The sequence below is a fragment of the Acinetobacter sp. Marseille-Q1623 genome, assembly GCF_902809895.1.
GTDB lineage: Bacteria > Pseudomonadota > Gammaproteobacteria > Pseudomonadales > Moraxellaceae > Acinetobacter > Acinetobacter piscicola_A.
The window spans coordinates 722,351-742,311 of the sequence record NZ_CADDWG010000001.1 but is presented as its reverse complement, the minus strand read 5'-3'; the positions used below and the strand labels follow the sequence as shown (position 1 = coordinate 742,311).

The window sequence follows — 19,961 nt, the reverse complement described above, 5'->3', positions numbered from 1 at the left end:
TTATTTATAATCGAGATTTGATTTTTATGCAACATGTTGCATAATGAATTTACACCCATTTTATGTGCGAAATATTACTCAAATGTCTTTAGCCCATGTTTTATTGACGAGTCTGATTGAAAAACCGAGTACAGGTTTTGAGTTGGCACGCCGTTTTGACCGCTCTATGGGCTTTTTCTGGAATGCCACACACCAACAAATTTATCGTGAATTAAGTGGCATGCTGAAAAAAGGCTGGATTTCCACTTTAGAAGATCAAGCCGACACAGGACGCAAAAAAACCTATCAGGTTGAACAACTTGGACGTATAGAGTTAACCGAATGGATGGTCAAACAAGGTGAACCTGCACAGCTTCGTGAAGAAATTATGGTGCGATTAAGACTTGAGGCACAATTTGGAGGCAATACCATTTTGCCTGAATTAGAGCGTCATTTACTGTTACATCAAGAAAATTTAAAATTGTATCAGCAAATTTTCAATAAAGACTTTGCTCATGCAGACCCACAAGATCGAACTTTATATATTCATAAAATGATTTTACAATTGGGAATTGATCTAGAAAATGGCTGGATTGATTGGCTCAGTCAACTCATCCCTCAACTCAAAGAATTTGAAAACAAAGAAAAAACTTAAGGATTACTATGCCACACTATACAATGCCTGATGGTGAAAAATTATTTGTCCGAGAAATTGGACAAGGTGAACCCGTATTGGTTCTGTCCGGTTTAGGCATGCAAAGTTGGCAATGGCTTCCGTTTTTACTTCCCAATATCAAAAAATTTAAATTTATTATCCCGGATTGGCGTGGTTTTGGCGGTTCACGCACCTGTAAAATTCCTCAAGAGCTTGATGCCATTCATAATCATTGGCGTGACATTGACAGCCTGATTAAACAAATGCAACTCGATGATTTTATTGTGATTGCTTATTCAATGGGGGCAACCACAGCCATGCATGGCATGCAATATGGCAACTTAAGAGAAAAACTCAAAGCTTATTTACATATTGACCAAACCCCAAAAATCACCACAGATGCGTCTTGGAAATTTGGTTTATTTGGCAAAAAACATTTAAAATTCAAACGTTTTCTTAAAGATTATTCAGACTTTTTGCATCAATACCAAAACTATCGCTTTGTAGATGAGTTACCTGCTGAACCCCGTACTGAATTGGTGCAAATGTGGATTAATTTTATTAAAATTCAAGGCAGTAATAAAGTCAGTCCGTTTATTTTCAATCTAGCACTGAAACGTCCACAATTACAAAAGCATTTACTCCCGATTCGACGCCTTGATTATATGACTTGGTATATCGACAATTATCTCAATCATCAGGAAGATTATCGGGCTGCCCTTGCACAACTGGACTGTCCAACCACATTTTTTATTGGTGAACAATCAACTTTATATCCTTCTGAAGGACAAAAACGCATCGCCAATCAACTTTCGAATGCACAAAGTATTATCTTTGAGCACTCAGGACACACTCCTTTAATCACTGAACCTTTGAAATTTGGCAAAGAAATCTCTGCATTTTTAGCTAAAAATACACAATCCAAACCCACACAATAAACATGAATATATTTCACCCAAGCAAATAAAAAATGATCAAAATTTATATTTGCTTGGTGATTTGCAATCACATCTCTAAGCAGAATAATAAATCACACGTTTTTTTGAAAAACGATCGAGCTGTTTTAAAAACCCCTCAAAATAGCTTTTTTCTTTTTCATCAATACGATAACCTGCATATAAAGTACGGCGCAAGCCATTTTCTGATACACAATTTAAACGCTTGGATGTTACCCAGCCCTTCTGTTCATATTCATTCACCACCCAATCTGGCAAAGCAGCAATGCCACGACCACTCGCAACCAATTGAATCAACATTTGCGTTAAATCGGTTGTTCGTATTTGTTTTGGTTGGATATTTGCAGGTAAAAACAACTTTGCCATAATGTCTAGACGATGCTTATCCACTGGGTAAGTAATTAAAGTTTCTTCAGCAAGCTCTTGCACCGTAATATTTTCAGCACGCACCAAAGGATGCGTGTTAGACAAAACTAAACGTGACTCATATTCAAAAATTGGAAAATATTCAATCCCTTTGAGTGCAATTGGATCAGCAGTAATCAATAAATCGAACTCACCGATTTGCAATAATTCATGTGGATTCGCCTCAAAACCTGAAGCGAAATCTAGATCTACATCAGGGTATTGCTGACGATACTGATTCAACAAAGGCATTAACCAATCAAAACAACTATGACATTCTGAAGAGAAAATAATGCGTCCCGTTTGTCCATGTACAATGCGTGTGATGTCCGTTTGTGCAATTTGAATCTGCGGCAAAATATCATCTGCAAGTTTCAACAAACGCTGCCCAACATTGGAAAATGTCACAGGTCGTGTCCGCCGATTCACAATTTCAATCCCATACCAATGATCCAACTCTTTGAGTTGATGAGAAATTGCAGAAGGTGTTAAACATAAATCAGTTGCTGCTGCAACAAGTGACCCGTGCTCACGCAAAGCAATTAAAGTTTTCAGATGGCGAATTTCCAACATGAGCAAATCCAATTAGACAGATGTAATACATTGAGTAAAAAATGAATAACGCTCAGCTTAACATATAATTCATGAATTTATTTTAAAGAGATGTATTTATAAACCATTTAAAATCTAAACGTAGAATAAAAGCCCATCATTTTTTCATTACAAATGTATTTATTATGATGACTCAATAAAAACCTAAACCCACATCTTACCATTCACCATTAAATTAGCGATTACTACACCTCATCAATAAACCTTCATGATTATTTTAATCCAACCATATAAAAAAACCCTGCACATGCAGGGTTCGCATATAAATAAAGTTATTATTCAGTAGGAATGGAATCTAGTAATACCTATCACTCCGCCAATGCTTTTTCAATATCCTCTTCTAAAGCTTCAGGTTTCGTCGTGGGTGCGTAACGATTAATCACTTCACCGTTTTTATTAATTAAAAATTTAGTAAAATTCCACTTAATTCCATTTCCCAATACACCTTTGCTGTTATTGGTCAAATAACGAAAGATCACATGTGCCTCAGGACCTTTAACATCCACTTTGGCAAACATTGGAAATTTCACACCATAGTTACGTTGGCAATATTCTCCAATTTGTTCATTTGAACCCGGATCTTGCCCACCAAATTGGTTACACGGAAAACCTAGAACTTCAAGACCTTGCTCATGATATTTTTCATATAATTTTTCTAAGCCTGCAAATTGTGGTGTAAAACCACATTTACTTGCAGTATTTACAATCAATAAAACTTTCCCTTTATAGTCTGAAAAAGCTTTATTTTCTCCTTCTAATAATTCTGCTTCAAACTGATAAATATTGGTCATGGATAGGTTTCCTCATCATTTTTTTCTTCTGTTTTTAATTCTAAAGAAGCCGAATTCACACAATAGCGCAAACCTGTGGGTTGCGGACCATCTTCAAACACATGCCCTAAATGTGCATCGCAATGATGACAAACGATCTCTGTGCGTTGCATACCATGCGTTGTATCATCATGCTCTTCCACCGCAGCCGCTATAATCGGTCGATAAAAACTTGGCCAACCACTGCCGCTGTCATACTTGGTTTCTGAAGAAAATAAAGGCGTGCCGCAGCAACGACACACATACGTACCTTGCTGCTTGGTATTCCAATATTTCCCTGTAAATGCCGGCTCAGTCCCCTTTTGGCGTGTTATTTTAAATTCTTCTGGCGACAACTCTCTTTGCCATTCTCTTTCTGTTTTATTGAGTTTTCCCATGATTATTTCCTTTAACATCATGCCACTTAAAATAGGATAATCCTATATTTACGTGATTCATCTAAAAATTTCTAGTACTAAATTCACAATTTACAAAAGACTCACAACGACATTAATAGCAAAAAGAAAGCAAATATAAAAACAAAGTGAGCAAATTTATTCAATTAATGCTTTTTTGTAAGCAACTTTAGTGTTAATCTTAGACGTGTTCTTGCTCAGGATGAAGAAATGTCGCAAAAAAAGAGCGTTATTTTTAAAAATCTACTCCCTGTCATTAAGCAATATCAACAGGATGGATTTACACATGAAAAAATTGTTGCTTTACTCAAAGACAAACATAATCTTGATCTCGTAACAACAGAAACATTTAAAAGTTACTTATATCGTTATGCAAAAGTGAACCCCACTCTTTCCGAGAATCTCAAAATGCCGAACAGTATCCAAACCCCACGCGAAATAAAAAAATCGTCTAAGCTCGATCATGTATGCTACGACATTCGTGGACCTGTGTTACGCGCGGCCAACGAGATGGAAGAAGCAGGTCATAAAATTATCAAACTTAATATTGGTAACCCAGCCCCATTTGGTTTTGAAGCGCCACAAGAAATCATTAATGACGTGGCTTTAAACTTACCGAATGCAATTGGTTATACCGACTCAAAAGGAATTTTTCCTGCACGTAAAGCAATTTGTCAGTATTACCAACAAAAAGGCATTTTAGACCTGCATGTCAAAGATGTGTATGTGGGCAATGGTGTGTCTGAACTCATTGTGATGGCAATGCAAGGTTTATTGGATGATGGCGATGAAATGCTTATTCCAATGCCGGATTATCCTTTATGGACTGCTGCGGTCAACCTTTCAGGTGGTACTGCAATTCACTATAAATGTGATGATCAAAATTATTGGTATCCCGACATTGCAGACATGGAAAGTAAAATCACACCCAATACTCGAGGGATCGTGATTATTAACCCAAATAATCCAACTGGTTCAGTTTACCCACGCCATGTATTAGAACAAATTGTTGCACTCGCTAAAAAATATGATTTGATTTTATTTGCAGATGAAATCTACGACAAAATTGTGTATGACGGCATTGAACATGTATCTGTTGCTGCTTTAGCAGGCAATCAACTTTGTATTTCTTTCAATGGTTTATCAAAAGCTTATCGTATCGCGGGTTACCGTTCAGGTTGGATGGCAATCACAGGTGATAAATCACGTGCAGCGGATTATATTGAAGGTTTAGACATGCTTGCGTCTATGCGTTTATGTGCCAACCACCAAGCACAATATGCGATTCAAACGGCACTTGGCGGGTATCAATCAATTAATGATTTGATTCGCCCCGGTGGTCGCTTGTATGAACAACGTAATATTGCGTGGGAAATGTTGAATGATATTCCAGGTGTAAGTTGTGTTAAACCTGAAGGTGCAATGTACTGCTTCCCTAAACTTGATCCTGAAATTTATCCGATTGAAGATGATGAAAAATTCATGTTGGATTTGTTAAAAGCAGAAAAAGTGTTGTTAGTACAAGGGACTGGTTTCAACTGGCCTACACCTGATCATTTCCGTGTCGTATTCTTGCCTGCTGAAAATGAATTACGTGAAGCACTCACTCGTTTAGGTCGTTTCTTGTCTAAAATGCGTTAAGGTTCAAAACACATTACAAGGCACTCAATTGATTGGGTGCTTTTTTATTTAAAATTTTAGGTTATGCTTACCCTTTTTAAAATTATTCAAGAAAAAATGAATCAACATAAAATTAAATTTTTCCAAATCGATGCTTTTACACGATCTACGTTTAATGGCAATCCTGCAGCTGTCTGTCCACTCGATTCTTGGCTTGATGATGACACACTACAAAAATTGCTGAAGAAAATAATCTTTCCGAAACTGCATTTTTTGTAAAGGAAAATGATGGATTTAGATTACGTTGGTTTACACCTACTGTAGAAGTAGAACTATGTGGGCATGCAACGCTTGCCACAGCATGGGTTATTTTCAATGAATTAAGTTATGCACAACCTTCTATTAAGTTCTACACACTTAGTGGTGAATTAATCGTTTCTAAATCAACAGATCATTATTTATGTATGGATTTCCCTACCAAGCAACTCGAAGAAATGAAAATTAATCATCAACTATTAACTGCTTTAGACATCACAGAAGATGAGGTTCTTAGTGCTTGGCAAGCGGATGACATTTTACTTGAAATTAAAAATGAAAAAATTATTGAATACCTTCAACCCGATTTCAATCAGCTTAAGAGATTTAATACACGTGGCATCATTGTAACTGCCGCATCTGATCAATTTGACTTTATATCTCGATGGTTTGGTCCTCGTGTTGGTGTAAATGAAGATCCTGTTACTGGTTCAGCACATACTTGCCTCACTCCTTTTTGGTCAAATAAACTTAATTCAACATTATTAACTGCCCAACAAGGTGGTAAACAAAAAGGCCAATTGAAATGCGAATTAAATCAAGATCACTCTCGCGTTTATATTTATGGTCAAGCTTGTTTAGTGATTTCAGATGAGCTTTTATTTTCTCTTTCCACATAAAATAAAAAATTTACTGTGAACCATAATTATAAATTTGAATGATCATTCAAAAAAACATATTTTAAATTTAGTATGGGCAAAAGCCTATTTTTTATATTAAGTTAAAAATGGTACAAAAAATGCTTGGAATGTACAGAACTTTTATAAGGATAGAAGATGAAAAAAACACTGACCGCACTGACTTTAAGCCTCGGTTTATTATTGCCCTTTTCAACCTTTGCAAAAAATAATGTTGTTGTGGTTGCAACGGGCGGTACGATTGCAGGTGCAGGCGCAAGCTCTACCAATAGCGCGACTTATACCGCAGCCAAAGTTCCTGTAGATGACTTACTCAATGCGGTTCCACAGATTCAAAACCTTGCCAATGTCACAGGCGTACAAGCACTGCAAGTAGCATCTGAAAGCATTACAGATAAAGAACTTTTAACCATTGCCCGTAAAGTCAACGAATTGGTTAAAAAGCCTGATGTCAATGGTGTGGTCATTACACATGGCACAGATACCCTAGAAGAAACAGCATTTTTTTTAAGCCTTACCATCCATACCGATAAACCCATCGTCGTCGTCGGTTCAATGCGCCCACCTTCAGCCTTGTCTGCCGATGGCCCTTTGAACCTTTATAGTGCAGTTGCACTTGCTGCTGCGGATAGCGCCAAAGCTAAAGGCGTACTTGTACTGATGAATGATAGTATTTTTGCAGCACGTGATGTGACCAAGACCATCAATATTCACACCGATGCTTTTGCAAGCCAATGGGGTGCTTTAGGCACATTGGTTGAAGCGAAACCCTATTGGTTTAGAAGTGTCGCTAAGCGTTTTAACAATAGCTCTGAATTTAATATTGAGAATATTCAAGGCGATGCCTTACCACTCGTCCAAATCGTATATGGTTCAGGCAATATGCTGCCTGATGCCTATTTGGCATATGCCAAAGCGGGTGCAAAAGCAATTATCCATGCAGGAACAGGAAATGGCTCTGTTGCAAAATACCTTGTACCAACATTAACTGATCTACAAAAACAAGGTGTGCAAATTATTCGCTCGTCACGTGTTCCTCAAGGTTTTGTATTACGTAATGCTGAGCAACCTGATGATCAATACGGTTGGGTCGTTGCTCACGATTTTAATCCGCAAAAAGCCAAACTACTTGCCGCGCTTGCACTGACTAAAACCAAAGATGCCAAAGAAATTCAACGCATGTTTTGGGAATATTAATTCAACATATTGTTATTACAAATAAAAAATAAGCGCCAATGTGGCGCTTATTTTGACTTGATCGTATGTAATTGCTTATTCTGCTGCAGCAGCAGATGTTTCAGATGCCTCACGATATTCTTTGGCTTTGCTTAAATCTTTTTTCAAACCAAAACCACCTGTTTCATACAAGTTTGCTAGACTTTCGAGCGCATCATGATCACCTTGCTCGTATGCCAACTCATAGTATTGAGCAGCACGTTTAAAGTCTTTTTTCACGCCTTCGCCATTTTCATACAACAGACCAATATTTGAAGAAGCGAGTTCATTGCCTTGCTCAGATGCTGCACTATACAGTTCAAGTGCTTTCGCATAATTTTGTGCAACACCTTCACCATCATGATATAAAACACCAAGGTTATTTTGTGCATCACGATTCCCTTGATCTACTGCCATTTTATAATATTTCACAGCAAGATTTAGATCTTTAGTAACGTATTCTCCCATTTCATAATTATAACCTAGATGATACTGAGCATCAGCCAAACCGCCATCAGCCGCTTTTTTGATCCATTGCATCGATTTTTTGGCGTCAGCTTTCACGCCTTCTTCACCTGTTTCTAAGGTTTGCCCATAACGATATTGTGCCAACAAATGACCTTTTTCAGCAGCTTTTAACAACCATTTCATGGCCTCTACATTATTTTCTTCGACAGCTTCGCCTTCATCGTACATATAACCGATAGAATAAATCGCTTCTAAATTGCCTTTTGCTGCTGATTTTCTATACCACTCTAAGGCTTTATGCAAATCTTCTTCAACGCCATAACCTTGATAATAGGCTTCCCCTAATTCATATTGTGCTTGTGCATCTCCTGACTCAGCTTTTTTCACTAAAGTCGCGCTGTATTGTACTTCTTCAGCATTGACCATTGTGCTAACAGGTAATGCTAAACAACCCAAGAGTAAAAGTGTTTTAATTTTCATTTGTTTCCTTTTCAGAAAGTTTGAGTCAAATTATTGTTAATATCAATGATATGAATATTTTCTCCTGATTGCAAAATATTCAACTATTCATTAACAAAATCACTTCAATCAACTTTCGTCTGCATATCTAAATGAAGCGTGGTAAAATCATCGGCTGTTATAAAAGGGATTCATCTATGCAGTTTGTTCATCTTGGTATTCATACAGAGTTTTCGATTACAGAATCGATTGTACGTATACCTGATCTGATTTCGGCTGCTGCAAAGGATGAAATGCCTGCTCTTGCAATCACAGATCTCTCTAATTTACATGCCGCTGTCAAATTTTATAATAAGTGTTTAGGCAAAGGTATTAAACCTATTTTCGGCAGTACCATCCGTCTCAACGATGCTCATCATAAAGCTACATTGCTTGCAATGACTAAAAAAGGATGGCGTGGACTCACTGAAATTGTGTCGCGTGGCTTTATTGAGGGGCAACAACTGTCCATCCCATGTATTCAAAAAGAATGGATTTTAGAACAACAACAAGACATTATTGTTCTGCTGGGTTTACACAGCGATGTGGGACAAATGCTCATCTCCTCTAATCCTCAAAAAGCTGAGCCTTTACTTGAAGAATGGATCGAAAAATTTGGCAATCGTGTTTATCTTGCACTCACCCGTACTGATCGTCCAAGAGAAGAAGAATTTAACCAAGAAGCAGTTAAATTAGCGTGTAAATATAATATCGGTGTGGTTGCACACAATGATGTACATTTTATTAAACCTGAAGATTTTGAAGCACATGAAGCACGTGTATGTATTGCTGACGGTTATGTTTTAGGTGACGATAAACGTCCAAAAAATTATAGTCCACAGCAATATTTTAAAACCGCTGCGGAAATGGTTGAACTCTTTTCAGATATTCCAAGTGCGATTCAAAATACCGTAGAGATTGCTAAACGTTGTACGGTTTCTTTACGTTTAGGTTTCCATGACTTACCTGATTATCCGATTCCTGAAGGTCATACCATTGATACCTTCTTTGAGCATTTGTCTGAAGAAGGCTTAGAAGAACGTCTTGCGGTTTTATATCCTGTTGAAAAACGTGATGAAGACTGGGCTGAAATCCGTAAACCGTATGATGAGCGTCTTGCCTATGAGCTTGGCATTATTAATAAGATGGGATTCCCAGGTTACTTCCTCATCGTCATGGACTTTATCCAATGGTCAAAAAATAACGGCGTTCCCGTTGGTCCAGGTCGTGGTTCAGGTGCAGGCTCATTGGTTGCATATAGTTTAAAAATTACGGACTTAGACCCGCTTCGTTATGACCTACTATTTGAACGTTTCTTAAACCCTGAACGTGTTTCTATGCCCGATTTCGATGTCGATTTCTGTATCGCAGGTCGAGACAAAGTCATTGACTATGTGGCACGTCACTATGGGCGTGATGCTGTTTCACAAATCGCAACATTCGGTACCATGGCCGCAAAAGGTGCAATTCGAGATGTGGCGCGTGTCTTAGGTAAATCCTATGGTTTGGCGGACCGTATTTCAAAAATGATTCCAACCAAACCTTTAGGCTTAAGTTTGGAAGAGTCACTCGAAGCTGAACCACAACTCAAAGATATTGTCACCAATCCATCAAATCCAGACAATGAAGATGCTGCTGAAATTTGGGAAATGGCACTCAAACTTGAAGGTATTACGCGTAATACAGGAAAACATGCAGGTGGTGTGGTAATTGCACCTACCAAAATTACCGATTATTCCGCTGTTTTATGTGATGATGATGGAACAAACCGTGTTGCACAGTTTGACAAAGATGATGTAGAAGCCGCAGGCTTGGTTAAATTTGACTTCTTGGGTCTACGAAATTTAACCGTAATTGAGGATGCGGTTCAAAATATCAATAAACGTGTTCAGTCAGAAACACCTTTAGATATTGCACATATTCCTTTAGACGATAAAGATGCTTATTTAATTTTTGCAGAAGCCAACACCACGGCGGTCTTCCAATTTGAATCCGTGGGCATGAAAAAAATGCTGAAAGAAGCACGCCCAAGTAAGTTCGAGGAAATTATTGCCTTTGTATCTTTGTACCGTCCTGGTCCAATGGATCTGATTCCTGACTTTATTCACCGTATGCATGGTGGTGAGTTTGAATATTTACATCCTTTGCTTGAAAGCGTACTCGAACCGACTTACGGCATCATGGTGTATCAAGAACAAGTTATGCAAGCTGCACAATTTTGTGCAGGCTATACCCTTGGTGGTGCAGATTTACTACGCCGTGCCATGGGGAAAAAGAAAGTCGAAGAAATGGTCAAGCAGCGTGCGACCTTTATTGAAGGTGCTGCTAAAAAAGACATTGATGAAAAAACTGCCAACCATATTTTCGACTATATGGAAAAATTCGCAGGTTATGGTTTTAACAAATCCCATGCGGCAGCATATGCTTTAGTGGCTTATCAAACGGCATGGCTCAAAGCTCATTACCCTTCTGAGTTCTTAGCTGCCGTCATGTCTTCAGAAATGCAAAATACTGACAATATTGTATTTTTAATTGATGACTGCCGAATTAATGGTTTAGAGGTATTACCACCCTCGATTAATATGTCATTCTATCATTTCCATGCCAGTGATGAAAAAACCATAATTTACGGTCTAGGTGCCATCAAAGGTGTGGGTGAACAAGCCATGCAATCGGTCATTGACTCACGCGAGCAAGACGGTCCTTATAAAGATTTATTCGATTTCTGTCATCGTATTGACCTGAAAAAAATCAATAAGCGTACCCTTGAGGCATTGATTCGTGCAGGTGCTTTAGACTGTTTAGACATGGAACGTTCAACCATCATGGCGCAACTGCCTGAAGCTGTCCAAGCCGCAGAACAAGCGCGTTCTAACCGTGAAACAGGGATTATGGATTTATTTGGTGAAGTTGAAGAAGTTCAGCGTAAACCTGCAAAACCTGTAAAACCATGGTCAGATGAAGTCCGTTTAAAAGGTGAAAAAGATACTTTAGGCTTGTATTTAACAGGCCACCCTATTGATGTTTATCGACCTGAGTTAAAAGCCTTTATTTCACAACGCATCAATGAATTGACACCTACGCGTCGTGGTGTAACCACAGTATTTGCAGGATTAGTTGTGGATGTGGCTAACTTCCCGAACCGTATGATGATCACCTTAGATGATGGCACAGCACGGATCGAAGTCTCTGCAAATCACGAACGTTTCCAACGTTTTAAAGACATTTTACAAAATGAAAAAGTCGTGGTCATCGAAGGTGAAATTTATGAACGTGAAGGTTTTGACCGCCCAATGGGACGTCTAACCAAAGCATTTAGTCTCAATGAAATTCGCCAAAAACGAGCCAATGCGATCTCGATTCAATTAAATCCTGAAGTTATCAGTAAAACCTTAGCATCAGATTTACAAAAAATTCTTCTCCCATTTTGTCATGTTGATATGTGTCAGCATATCCCATTCCAAATTCAAATTGATTATGACTATGCCAGTGCAGATCTGCATTTGGGTGCGCAATGGAAAGTTGCGCCTTTAGATGATCTGCTGTTTAAGCTACGTGAATATTTTGGTAAAGAAAGTATTCATGTGCACTATCAAGTGAAATCTAAAGCAGCCAAAACTGTAGATCATCGTGAACTTGCACAACCCACCCAAGTTGCTCCTCCGCCAGAGAATATGAGCATGGATGATGCAATGGATGTGTATAACGCTGAAGTCAATCAATTTTCTTAAGATCCTCTCATTCAAGCTAAATTTTGGAAATATCATGGATATTATTGATAATGCTGCTATTTCACAGCATTTGAGCCATGTGCGTATTGTCATGGTTAATACCACTTTACCTGCAAATATTGGTAGTGCTTTACGTGCAATGAAAACGATGGGCTTATCTAAATTGGTGCTGGTTGCACCAAAGACCTATCCACACCCCGATATTGATGCACTTGCCGCAGGTGCAACAGATCTGATCGAGCAGATTGAAATTGTTGAAACTTTAGAAGACGCCATCAAAGACTGCCATTTGGTTTTTGGTACCAGTGCACGCAGCCGTACCATTCCTTGGCCACTGCTTGATGCGCGCCCTGCTGCAGAAAAATCGATGCAAGCCGTGATTCATGATCAACAAGAAATTGCCATTGTCTTTGGTCGCGAAGATCGAGGGCTCACCAACGAAGAATTGGCTTTAGCAAATTATCATGTGACTATTCCTGTGAATAGTGACTATGGTGTCCTCAATGTTGCACAGGCCATTCAAGTACTCTGTTACGAAATGCGTATGGCTACTTTAGCTTTTGCAGATAAACAGCATGACGATCAAGCTGTTATGCATGTCACTGATTCTGAAGACATGCATTGGGATGAACCACTTGTAACACATGAACAAATGGAACTATTCTACCCACACATTGAAAAAATGTTGGCAGAAATTGAGTTTATGGATCCTAAAAATCCAAGATTATTACCATTACGCTTGCGCCGTTTATTTGGACGTATACAATTAGATAAAATGGAATATCATTTACTTCGAGGCATTTTTAGCCGAGTTCAAGCCTTGAATAATGGCACATGGAAAAGTTCAAAACCCAAAGAGGATCAAAACTAATGCTGAAACAGCTCAAAGAAGATATCCAAGCTGTGTTTGCGCGTGATCCTGCCGCACGCAATACATTTGAAGTTTTAACCACTTATCCAGGGATTCATGCACTCATTATGCATCGTGTTGCCCATGAACTATGGAAAAAAGAGTGTAAAACCTCAGCACGCATGTTGTCCTCTTTTAGTCGTTTTGCCACAGGCATTGAAATTCATCCTGGTGCAAAAATTGGTAAACGCTTTTTCATTGACCACGGTATGGGTGTGGTGATCGGAGAAACGGCTGAAATTGGTGATGATGTCACTTTGTATCATGGCGTAACTTTGGGTGGAACAACATGGAATAAAGGCAAACGCCACCCGACTTTAGAAGACGGTGTTGTTGTCGGTGCAGGTGCAAAAATTTTAGGTCCCTTCACTGTCGGTAAAAATGCTAAAGTGGGTTCCAATGCCGTTGTAACAAAAGCCATTCCTGAAGGTGCAACGGCTGTCGGCAGTGCTGCCCGTTTAATTTTCAAAGATAAAGAAAATCACAACGAGCAAGAAAAACAACGTCGTGATTATGCAGAAAGTATTGGTTTTCAACCCTATGCAGCAACACAAGATCAATCTGATCCAATGCTTGATGGTATGCGTGTTTTACTTGAACGTATTCAACAAAATGAAATGCGAATGAATAATTTATGTCATCGTTTATCATTGCTTGACCCGACGTTTAATCAACAACAAGCCAAAGAAACGCCTTTTAGTGAAGAAGAACTAAAAATTATTGAAGATGTACGCCGTGAGTGTGAAGCACAAAGTAAATAGCGTCAAAGTGCCTAGTTGATCTAGGCACTCCCCTCTTCATGTTATTGAATCTACAAAAAAATAACAATAATTGCGTTAAACACGTTTGCTTTCTGTATAAATTTTAAAACTTTAAGCTTTAAGCGTTGCATGTTTAAATAAGTTTTCTTAGACTGCTACATATACTTAATTTTTGACTTATACAACAAATCTTTGGAAGATAAATATGACGATTAAGCCTCTAGCAGTCGCTCTTTTTTCAGCTTCATTACTTGCAGCTTGCTCAACGACTACGATAAACAAAACTCAAAATCAAGTCGTCAATAATGAACCAATCGTCTACACTGAACCTGAAATTTCGCCACCATTTTACGCACTTAATCCATTTAATTATAACCAACCTCCTGTTTTTGAAATTGAATTACAAAAAGCTGCTGCAGCACCTGTACAAAAAATGGAAGTGCCTGACCCAAATAATCTAAATGCTAAAATTATTTTAGATACCAATAAGTTGATCGTGCCTACAGTCAACAGTACGCAACGCGCAATGAAATATGCGGTAATTGCAGGCCAAGATGAAATAGACATCACCAATATTGATGATTTTTTACAAATGGTAGAAGGTAAAGCACGCCACTATCCACCACAATTTACTGACCGTCAAGAACGCCGTGGTTTTGAAAGCAAACTTAAAGAAGTATCAACCCAATTAGACACTCTTGCTGCAAATCCGAATGCCTCGTTCGATATTCTTATTCGTGCATTTAAAGCCAGTGTTATGGGACGTAACTTAGATTTAGGTTCATCTTATACCACCAAGTCTTTAGACTATGCACAACGCATTTTAAAAATTAACAAAGATGACCAAGAAGCCAACTTATGGTTCGGTTTCTCATTGTCTGAAGGTGGCGGTCAAAAAGAAGCGATGCCATATTTAAACAATGCAATGAAATCTGAGGTACAAGAAGCTTATTTATCTGCCACCAACAATTATTTATGGATGGATCAGAAAAAAAATGCCATTCAAACCTTAAAAAATTATAAAACAAAATATCCAGAAGAAGCTGATGTGGTTGACCGTTTAGTACAAGAAGTCGAAAAAGAAGGTCGTTACAACGTATGGCAAATTTTGAAAAATCCTGCCCAATCTAAATAATTACGCAGTATTTCTCACTATTTCATTATATAAAAGTAGGTTGATCCGAGTCAGCCTATTTTTTTGCAAAAAAAATTGAATTTTCTATGCAATATCGTATGATTTCGCTAAATGTAATGTGTATCGAGGATACTTATGCAGCACAGTAAAAAAAATATACTGCTAGTCCTTACTGCGATGGCGCCTTTACTGCTAAGTGGCTGTCAAGTTGTTAGTGTGAAAAGCCAAAAAGTCAATGTCACCATTGCCAATGAACGTGACAGTATCCTGACACGCAATAAAATGAGTGAAGCGAGCCTTAATGTACTGTCAATGACAGGTAGTGAAGCGAAAAAATGTACAGACCAACCTGATCAGTGTGTACAAGACTTGGAAAAAATTCCACAGATTCAAGATGAGCAATTATTATCAACTGCAAGTGAAATTTATCTTGCCAAAGCAATTGCTTTAAATGATTCTTCAAGTTGTAAGGTCAGCACCCTGTCTAAACATCAATCAGAAGAAAAACAAAAAATTAATAAAACCAACTATAACAACTGTTTAGACCAACAATTAGACATGCTCGACAAAAGTATTCGTTATAGTTATGCCTATTTATTTGAAACTAAACGTCAACCACAAGATCGTATTTTTGACAACAGACAAGTTCAAATTCGAGACTTTTATAACCAAGCTTTAGCAAAAATGATTACCACCTATGGTCTACGTAGCGAAGGTAAATCCGTTCCTAAAGAAATTAAAATTGGCAAAAGTGTTTATAGCATTGACTATAGTCATTATCCGCAGCTCAATACCGAAAAGATTCAAAACCTTCTTTCGAGTTATAACTTAAACTTTTCAGGTTTACGCTCTCTGAACCGTAGAGATGGTTTCGGTGCTGAGTTTGTTGTAGTTTTAGATGATTCTGAACGTGCTGAGGAAAATAAATACATCGTCGATCCATTACATCACCATTATCAAAATGGCATTAATCCCAATATTCATGATCCTCGTTATTTATCGGTTAGTATTACCGCACAGCCAAAATCAGGCAACAGCGTAAACGATATTTTACATAATCCTAATTTTAGTTTAAAAATTTATGATCCTTATTTAATTGAAAATATTAAAGTCGCAGATAAAGACTATCCACTCGCTGCAAACTTCTCTGCACCTTATGGTCTATGGTTAGCAGAAAATAATCTGGGTGCTGCAGCATATTTAACTTTGATTGACCGTGATCAACGTTTGACCATGCCCCATTTATACATGTTAGAACCCTTCAATCCAAAGAAAAAAGTGATTGTATTGGTACATGGTTTAGCCAGCAGTCCTGAGGCTTGGATTCGTTTAACCAACGATATTATGGGAGATCAGGTTCTACGTGAGCATTATCAAGTTTGGCAAGTTTTTTATTCAACCAATATGCCAATTTTAGAAAGTCGCTACCAAATTAATGCCATTATTAATCAAACTTTTGACTATATTGGTCAAGATACATCAGCGGCGAAGGATGCTGTCTTGATTGGTCATAGTATGGGCGGCATCATCGCACGTTTATTGGTCAGTGATGCCGATTTAACTCAACCTGCGTTAAAAATGTTGAATAATCGTAAATTTGATCGTTTTAAAGATGATGATGTTTTCAAGGCACGTCTAATCATTAAACCTGTACCTAACTTTGATCGTGCAATTTTTCTCTCTGCACCACATCGAGGTACAGCTTTTGCAGATCGTTGGTTTACATTGGCAGCACGAAAAATTATTAAGCTCCCAGGTGCTTTTTTAGGTGCTTTAGCCGACTCTGTGACAGATCAAAATCTAAATATGAAAAATTTTGTGAATGAAGTTGGCGATGGATTGATTCAAAATGGTCCTAGTGATTTAAGTCATAATTCTAAATTTACCAAACTCACTAAAAATGTCATGCCTAAACACGGTATGATTTTTCATTCCATTATGGGTAATAACTCCGATACCACAGATGAAAAGCTCATGACAGATGGTATTGTCCCTTATCAGAGTGCACATTTAGATGGCGCTGCATCTGAAAAAATTATTAAAGGTGGACATTCGATCCAAGAAACACCTGAAGCAGTATTAGAACTGAGACGTATTTTACGTCAACACCTCGTACAGCTCGGCTTGTATAAACCTGAATAAAGCAACACAAATAGCCCACAACATGTGGGCTATTAATTTATATACAACTCATTTTCAGTTATAAAAGAAATCCTTATAACTGTTTATTTGCATTTTACATTTGTGAAACACGTGTAAAACTGCAAAAACTACTCATCCACATCCATTAATAAAGTCATATTTTCAGCTTCAAACACTTCTTTTACACAATCCAAAATCTTTGGAATATAAGCACTTTGGTCCATATTTCGGATTGACATGGAAATCGGACTATAAGCCTCTAAGTCTAAGATTGGAATATAAACCAAATTTCGCATCCCGATTTCACTCGCACTTTGCGGAATTAAACAAATACCTTCACCAGATGAAACTAAACCTAAAGCAAGATGAATTTCACGTACTTCCTGCATATTTTTAGGCACTAAGGCAAGCTCAGTAAAAATCGACTGAATTAAAGTTGAAAAGTTTGGTTTTTGTGATGCAGGATAAGAAAAAATCAGCTCATTGCTAATCTCTGATAAATACACACCTCTATCAATATGTTGTGCAAGAAAATGGTTTTTATGTACTGCAACCCATAATTTTTCTCTACGCATTAAAATACGTTTTACCGCAGGATCACTGATTCTTAAACGTCCAAATCCAATATCAATTTTCCCAAGTTTAAGTGCCTCGATCTGATCTTTGGTACCGCATTCGATCAATTCCACTTCTGTATCAGGATTTTTTTGTCGAAATAAATAAATAATTTGTGGCAATAACGCATATAACAATGAACTCACATAGCCAATCCGCACCACTTTATTGACCGAACTAATGCGTTTTGCCATTGAGGTAGCTTGTGCTGTATGCGTAAGAATCTGTACAGCATGTTGGTAAAAAAACTGTCCTGCTTCGGTGGTTTTCACAGGGCGTGAACCACGTTCAAATAACAAGATACCAAGTTCTTCTTCTAATTTTTGAATTTGGCGACTTAGGGGCGGTTGAGCAATACACAGCTTTTCTGCTGCTTTGGTAATACTTTGTTCTTCAACAACCGTCACAAAATAACGTAAATGACGTAACTCCATTGTATCAAACTCCCTTTATATACCTTTTAAGTATTTAAAAATACCAATTTAGCTCTAGTTTAAGATATTACATTAATTTAGGGTATATAAACAGTTAAACACTTAAGAAATATTTGCAATGTATACATCTATAGAAACATTGCTTGTTGAGATCCCAACCATCCGTCCACACAAGATGGCGGTTGCAACAATGCAAACACAAACCCTAGTATTGGTAAAAGTCAGCACAGATGATGGCTTTGTGGGTTGGGGAGAGGCAACCACAATTGGCGGTTTAGGCTATGGCGAAGAAAGCCCTGAAAGTGTAAAAACCAATATTGAAACTTATTTTGCTCCATTATTAAAAACTTTAGCAGGTTTAAATGTCGCACAAACCATGCAAATCATTAACCGTAATATTAACGGCAATCGTTTTGCAAAATGTGCGATTCAAACTGCGTTATTGGATATTCAAGCACAACGTTTAGGTTTGCCTTTAAGTGAAGTGTTGGGTGGTCGTTTACGTGACAGCATTTCAGTATTGTGGGTATTAGCATCTGGTAATACAGAAAAAGATATCGCTGAAGCGCAAAAAATGGTTGAAAGCAAGCGTCATAATGTTTTCAAACTCAAAATTGGTTCTCGCCCTGTCGAACAAGATGTAGAACATGTTTTAGCCATCAAAAAAGCCTTAGGCAATGACGTTTCAATTCGTGTTGATGTCAACCGTGCTTGGTCTGAACTCAGTGCGATTAAAGGCATTCAGCTCCTACAAGACGGTGGCATAGACTTAATTGAACAACCTTGTGCCATTAATAACATTGATGCAATGGAACGCTTAACTCGTAAGTTTGATATCGCCATTATGGCAGATGAATCTTTAATGGGTCCACAAAGTGCTTATGAACTTGCCAAACGCAATGCAGCTTCTGTTTTTGCAGTCAAAGTCGCTCAATCTGGTGGCTTAATTGAAGGTTGCGAAGTTGCCAAAATTGCAAATCTTGCTGGCATTGACCTGTATGGTGGCACCATGCTTGAAGGTCCTGTGGGCACGATTGCGTCTGCACACGTATTTTCAACATTCAGTAATTTAGCATATGGAACTGAGCTATTTGGTCCATTACTACTGACTGAACAAATTTTAAAAACACCACTTCAATATGAAAATTTTGAGCTCAAAATCCCAACAGGTTTGGGCTTAGGTATTGAATTAGATGAAGACAAAATCGACAACCTACGTCGTCAATAATTGAAGGAGTCGTCATGCTTTTCCAAGTAAAAATGGATGTAAATATCCCTTTAGATATGCCATCTGAAAAAGCCAATGAAATTAAAGCCGTTGAAAAAGCATATTCTCAAGATTTGCAACGACAAGGGAAATGGCGTCATATTTGGCGTATTACAGGTCAATACTCAAATATCAGTATTTTTGATGTTGAGAGTAATGAAGAATTACACAACATTTTACAAGGTTTGCCATTGTATCCATACATGGACATCGAAGTTGTTGCATTAAACCGTCATCCTTCATCAATTCGTGAAGATGACACCTGATTTTTAATATCATTTTATAGTAATAAAACAAGGATTGTTGGGGCAAGGACGTAAGCCAAAACCATTTAGCAAGCACAGCCCCACAGACCCTTTTCATACTTAAGGAGAATTCGT

General features: G+C 37.9%; 17 protein-coding genes. 12 read left to right on the top strand and 5 right to left on the bottom strand.

All coding sequences use genetic code 11. The features are described 5' to 3' along the window. Window positions 1-82: 82 nt before the first annotated feature. Window positions 83-634, top strand: coding sequence for a PadR family transcriptional regulator (locus tag HUV91_RS03420; RefSeq protein WP_174493581.1), 552 nt, complete (start codon window positions 83-85; stop codon window positions 632-634). An 8-nt stretch (window positions 635-642) separates the two neighbouring features. After that, window positions 643-1,572 carry an alpha/beta fold hydrolase gene (locus HUV91_RS03415; RefSeq protein ID WP_174492527.1) on the top strand — a complete coding sequence of 310 codons (930 nt, stop codon included), beginning with the start codon at window positions 643-645 and terminating at the stop codon, window positions 1,570-1,572. Window positions 1,573-1,647: 75 nt separating this feature from the next. Here the strand turns inward: HUV91_RS03415 and HUV91_RS03410 are convergent, their stop codons facing one another. The 3 genes from HUV91_RS03410 to msrB form a co-directional block, all read right to left on the bottom strand. Continuing rightward, the gene (locus HUV91_RS03410; protein WP_130073367.1) at window positions 1,648-2,568 is read right to left on the bottom strand and encodes a LysR family transcriptional regulator; all 921 of its coding nucleotides are present in this window, start codon (window positions 2,566-2,568) and stop codon (window positions 1,648-1,650) included. A gap of 347 nt (window positions 2,569-2,915) precedes the next feature. Then, window positions 2,916-3,398, bottom strand: a complete 483-nt coding sequence (locus tag HUV91_RS03405) for a glutathione peroxidase (RefSeq protein WP_130073366.1) — start codon at window positions 3,396-3,398, stop codon at window positions 2,916-2,918. Continuing rightward, window positions 3,395-3,814 (bottom strand): peptide-methionine (R)-S-oxide reductase MsrB, encoded by a 420-nt coding sequence (gene msrB, locus HUV91_RS03400; protein WP_130073365.1) that lies wholly within the window; start codon window positions 3,812-3,814, stop codon window positions 3,395-3,397. The genes HUV91_RS03405 and msrB overlap by 4 nt, the downstream gene beginning before the upstream one ends. 228 nt (window positions 3,815-4,042) lie before the next feature. Between msrB and HUV91_RS03395 the strand changes: the two genes are divergently transcribed. The 3 genes from HUV91_RS03395 (at window position 4,043) to HUV91_RS03385 (ending at window position 7,602) form a co-directional block, all read left to right on the top strand. Further along, on the top strand, window positions 4,043-5,473 hold the full coding sequence (locus HUV91_RS03395; RefSeq protein WP_174492526.1) for a pyridoxal phosphate-dependent aminotransferase: 1,431 nt from the start codon (window positions 4,043-4,045) through the stop codon (window positions 5,471-5,473). Window positions 5,474-5,688: 215 nt separating this feature from the next. Continuing rightward, on the top strand, window positions 5,689-6,387 hold the full coding sequence (locus tag HUV91_RS03390) for a PhzF family phenazine biosynthesis protein (protein WP_267313469.1): 699 nt from the start codon (window positions 5,689-5,691) through the stop codon (window positions 6,385-6,387). 156 nt (window positions 6,388-6,543) lie between these two features. After that, complete coding sequence (locus HUV91_RS03385; RefSeq protein ID WP_130073363.1) at window positions 6,544-7,602, top strand: asparaginase; 1,059 nt, start codon at window positions 6,544-6,546, stop codon at window positions 7,600-7,602. Window positions 7,603-7,677: 75 nt separating this feature from the next. Here the strand turns inward: HUV91_RS03385 and HUV91_RS03380 are convergent, their stop codons facing one another. Continuing rightward, complete coding sequence (locus HUV91_RS03380) at window positions 7,678-8,568, bottom strand: tetratricopeptide repeat protein (RefSeq protein WP_130073362.1); 891 nt, start codon at window positions 8,566-8,568, stop codon at window positions 7,678-7,680. 176 nt (window positions 8,569-8,744) lie between these two features. On the opposite strand from HUV91_RS03380, the gene dnaE reads away from it, so the two are divergent. From dnaE to HUV91_RS03355, 5 genes are all read left to right on the top strand, one after another. Further along, complete coding sequence (gene dnaE / locus HUV91_RS03375; RefSeq protein WP_174492525.1) at window positions 8,745-12,317, top strand: DNA polymerase III subunit alpha; 3,573 nt, start codon at window positions 8,745-8,747, stop codon at window positions 12,315-12,317. A 34-nt stretch (window positions 12,318-12,351) separates the two neighbouring features. After that, on the top strand, window positions 12,352-13,188 hold the full coding sequence (locus HUV91_RS03370; protein ID WP_174492524.1) for an RNA methyltransferase: 837 nt from the start codon (window positions 12,352-12,354) through the stop codon (window positions 13,186-13,188). Beyond that, window positions 13,188-13,988 carry a serine O-acetyltransferase gene (gene cysE / locus HUV91_RS03365; protein ID WP_174492523.1) on the top strand — a complete coding sequence of 267 codons (801 nt, stop codon included), beginning with the start codon at window positions 13,188-13,190 and terminating at the stop codon, window positions 13,986-13,988. Before HUV91_RS03370 ends, cysE begins: the two co-directional genes overlap by 1 nt. Before the next feature lie 205 nt (window positions 13,989-14,193). Beyond that, on the top strand, window positions 14,194-15,123 hold the full coding sequence (locus HUV91_RS03360; RefSeq protein WP_130073358.1) for an ABUW_2363 family tetratricopeptide repeat lipoprotein: 930 nt from the start codon (window positions 14,194-14,196) through the stop codon (window positions 15,121-15,123). A 135-nt stretch (window positions 15,124-15,258) separates the two neighbouring features. Beyond that, window positions 15,259-17,265: an alpha/beta fold hydrolase gene (locus tag HUV91_RS03355; protein WP_174492522.1), complete on the top strand. Its 2,007-nt coding sequence runs from the start codon at window positions 15,259-15,261 to the stop codon at window positions 17,263-17,265. 128 nt (window positions 17,266-17,393) lie between these two features. On the opposite strand, the gene catM is transcribed toward HUV91_RS03355, so the two are convergent. Further along, a complete protein-coding gene (catM, locus tag HUV91_RS03350; RefSeq protein ID WP_130073356.1) occupies window positions 17,394-18,314 on the bottom strand; it encodes a cis,cis-muconate-binding transcription regulator CatM in 921 nt (306 codons plus the stop codon). A gap of 118 nt (window positions 18,315-18,432) precedes the next feature. Between catM and HUV91_RS03345 the strand changes: the two genes are divergently transcribed. Beyond that, window positions 18,433-19,542 carry a muconate/chloromuconate family cycloisomerase gene (locus HUV91_RS03345; protein ID WP_130073355.1) on the top strand — a complete coding sequence of 370 codons (1,110 nt, stop codon included), beginning with the start codon at window positions 18,433-18,435 and terminating at the stop codon, window positions 19,540-19,542. A 14-nt stretch (window positions 19,543-19,556) separates the two neighbouring features. After that, a complete protein-coding gene (gene catC, locus HUV91_RS03340; protein ID WP_130073354.1) occupies window positions 19,557-19,847 on the top strand; it encodes a muconolactone Delta-isomerase in 291 nt (96 codons plus the stop codon). Window positions 19,848-19,961 lie beyond the last annotated feature (114 nt).

Bases quoted from the DNA above. Each gene is read 5' to 3' on its own strand.
- HUV91_RS03420 (WP_174493581.1), top strand. From the start codon at position 83: ATGTCTTTAGCCCATGTTTTATTGACGAGTCTGATTGAAAAACCGAGT.
- HUV91_RS03415 (WP_174492527.1), top strand. From the start codon at position 643: ATGCCACACTATACAATGCCTGATGGTGAAAAATTATTTGTCCGAGAA.
- HUV91_RS03410 (WP_130073367.1), bottom strand. From the start codon at position 2,568: ATGTTGGAAATTCGCCATCTGAAAACTTTAATTGCTTTGCGTGAGCAC.
- HUV91_RS03405 (WP_130073366.1), bottom strand. From the start codon at position 3,398: ATGACCAATATTTATCAGTTTGAAGCAGAATTATTAGAAGGAGAAAAT.
- msrB (WP_130073365.1), bottom strand. From the start codon at position 3,814: ATGGGAAAACTCAATAAAACAGAAAGAGAATGGCAAAGAGAGTTGTCG.
- HUV91_RS03395 (WP_174492526.1), top strand. From the start codon at position 4,043: ATGTCGCAAAAAAAGAGCGTTATTTTTAAAAATCTACTCCCTGTCATT.
- HUV91_RS03385 (WP_130073363.1), top strand. From the start codon at position 6,544: ATGAAAAAAACACTGACCGCACTGACTTTAAGCCTCGGTTTATTATTG.
- HUV91_RS03380 (WP_130073362.1), bottom strand. From the start codon at position 8,568: ATGAAAATTAAAACACTTTTACTCTTGGGTTGTTTAGCATTACCTGTT.
- dnaE (WP_174492525.1), top strand. From the start codon at position 8,745: ATGCAGTTTGTTCATCTTGGTATTCATACAGAGTTTTCGATTACAGAA.
- HUV91_RS03370 (WP_174492524.1), top strand. From the start codon at position 12,352: ATGGATATTATTGATAATGCTGCTATTTCACAGCATTTGAGCCATGTG.
- cysE (WP_174492523.1), top strand. From the start codon at position 13,188: ATGCTGAAACAGCTCAAAGAAGATATCCAAGCTGTGTTTGCGCGTGAT.
- HUV91_RS03360 (WP_130073358.1), top strand. From the start codon at position 14,194: ATGACGATTAAGCCTCTAGCAGTCGCTCTTTTTTCAGCTTCATTACTT.
- HUV91_RS03355 (WP_174492522.1), top strand. From the start codon at position 15,259: ATGCAGCACAGTAAAAAAAATATACTGCTAGTCCTTACTGCGATGGCG.
- catM (WP_130073356.1), bottom strand. From the start codon at position 18,314: ATGGAGTTACGTCATTTACGTTATTTTGTGACGGTTGTTGAAGAACAA.
- HUV91_RS03345 (WP_130073355.1), top strand. From the start codon at position 18,433: ATGTATACATCTATAGAAACATTGCTTGTTGAGATCCCAACCATCCGT.
- catC (WP_130073354.1), top strand. From the start codon at position 19,557: ATGCTTTTCCAAGTAAAAATGGATGTAAATATCCCTTTAGATATGCCA.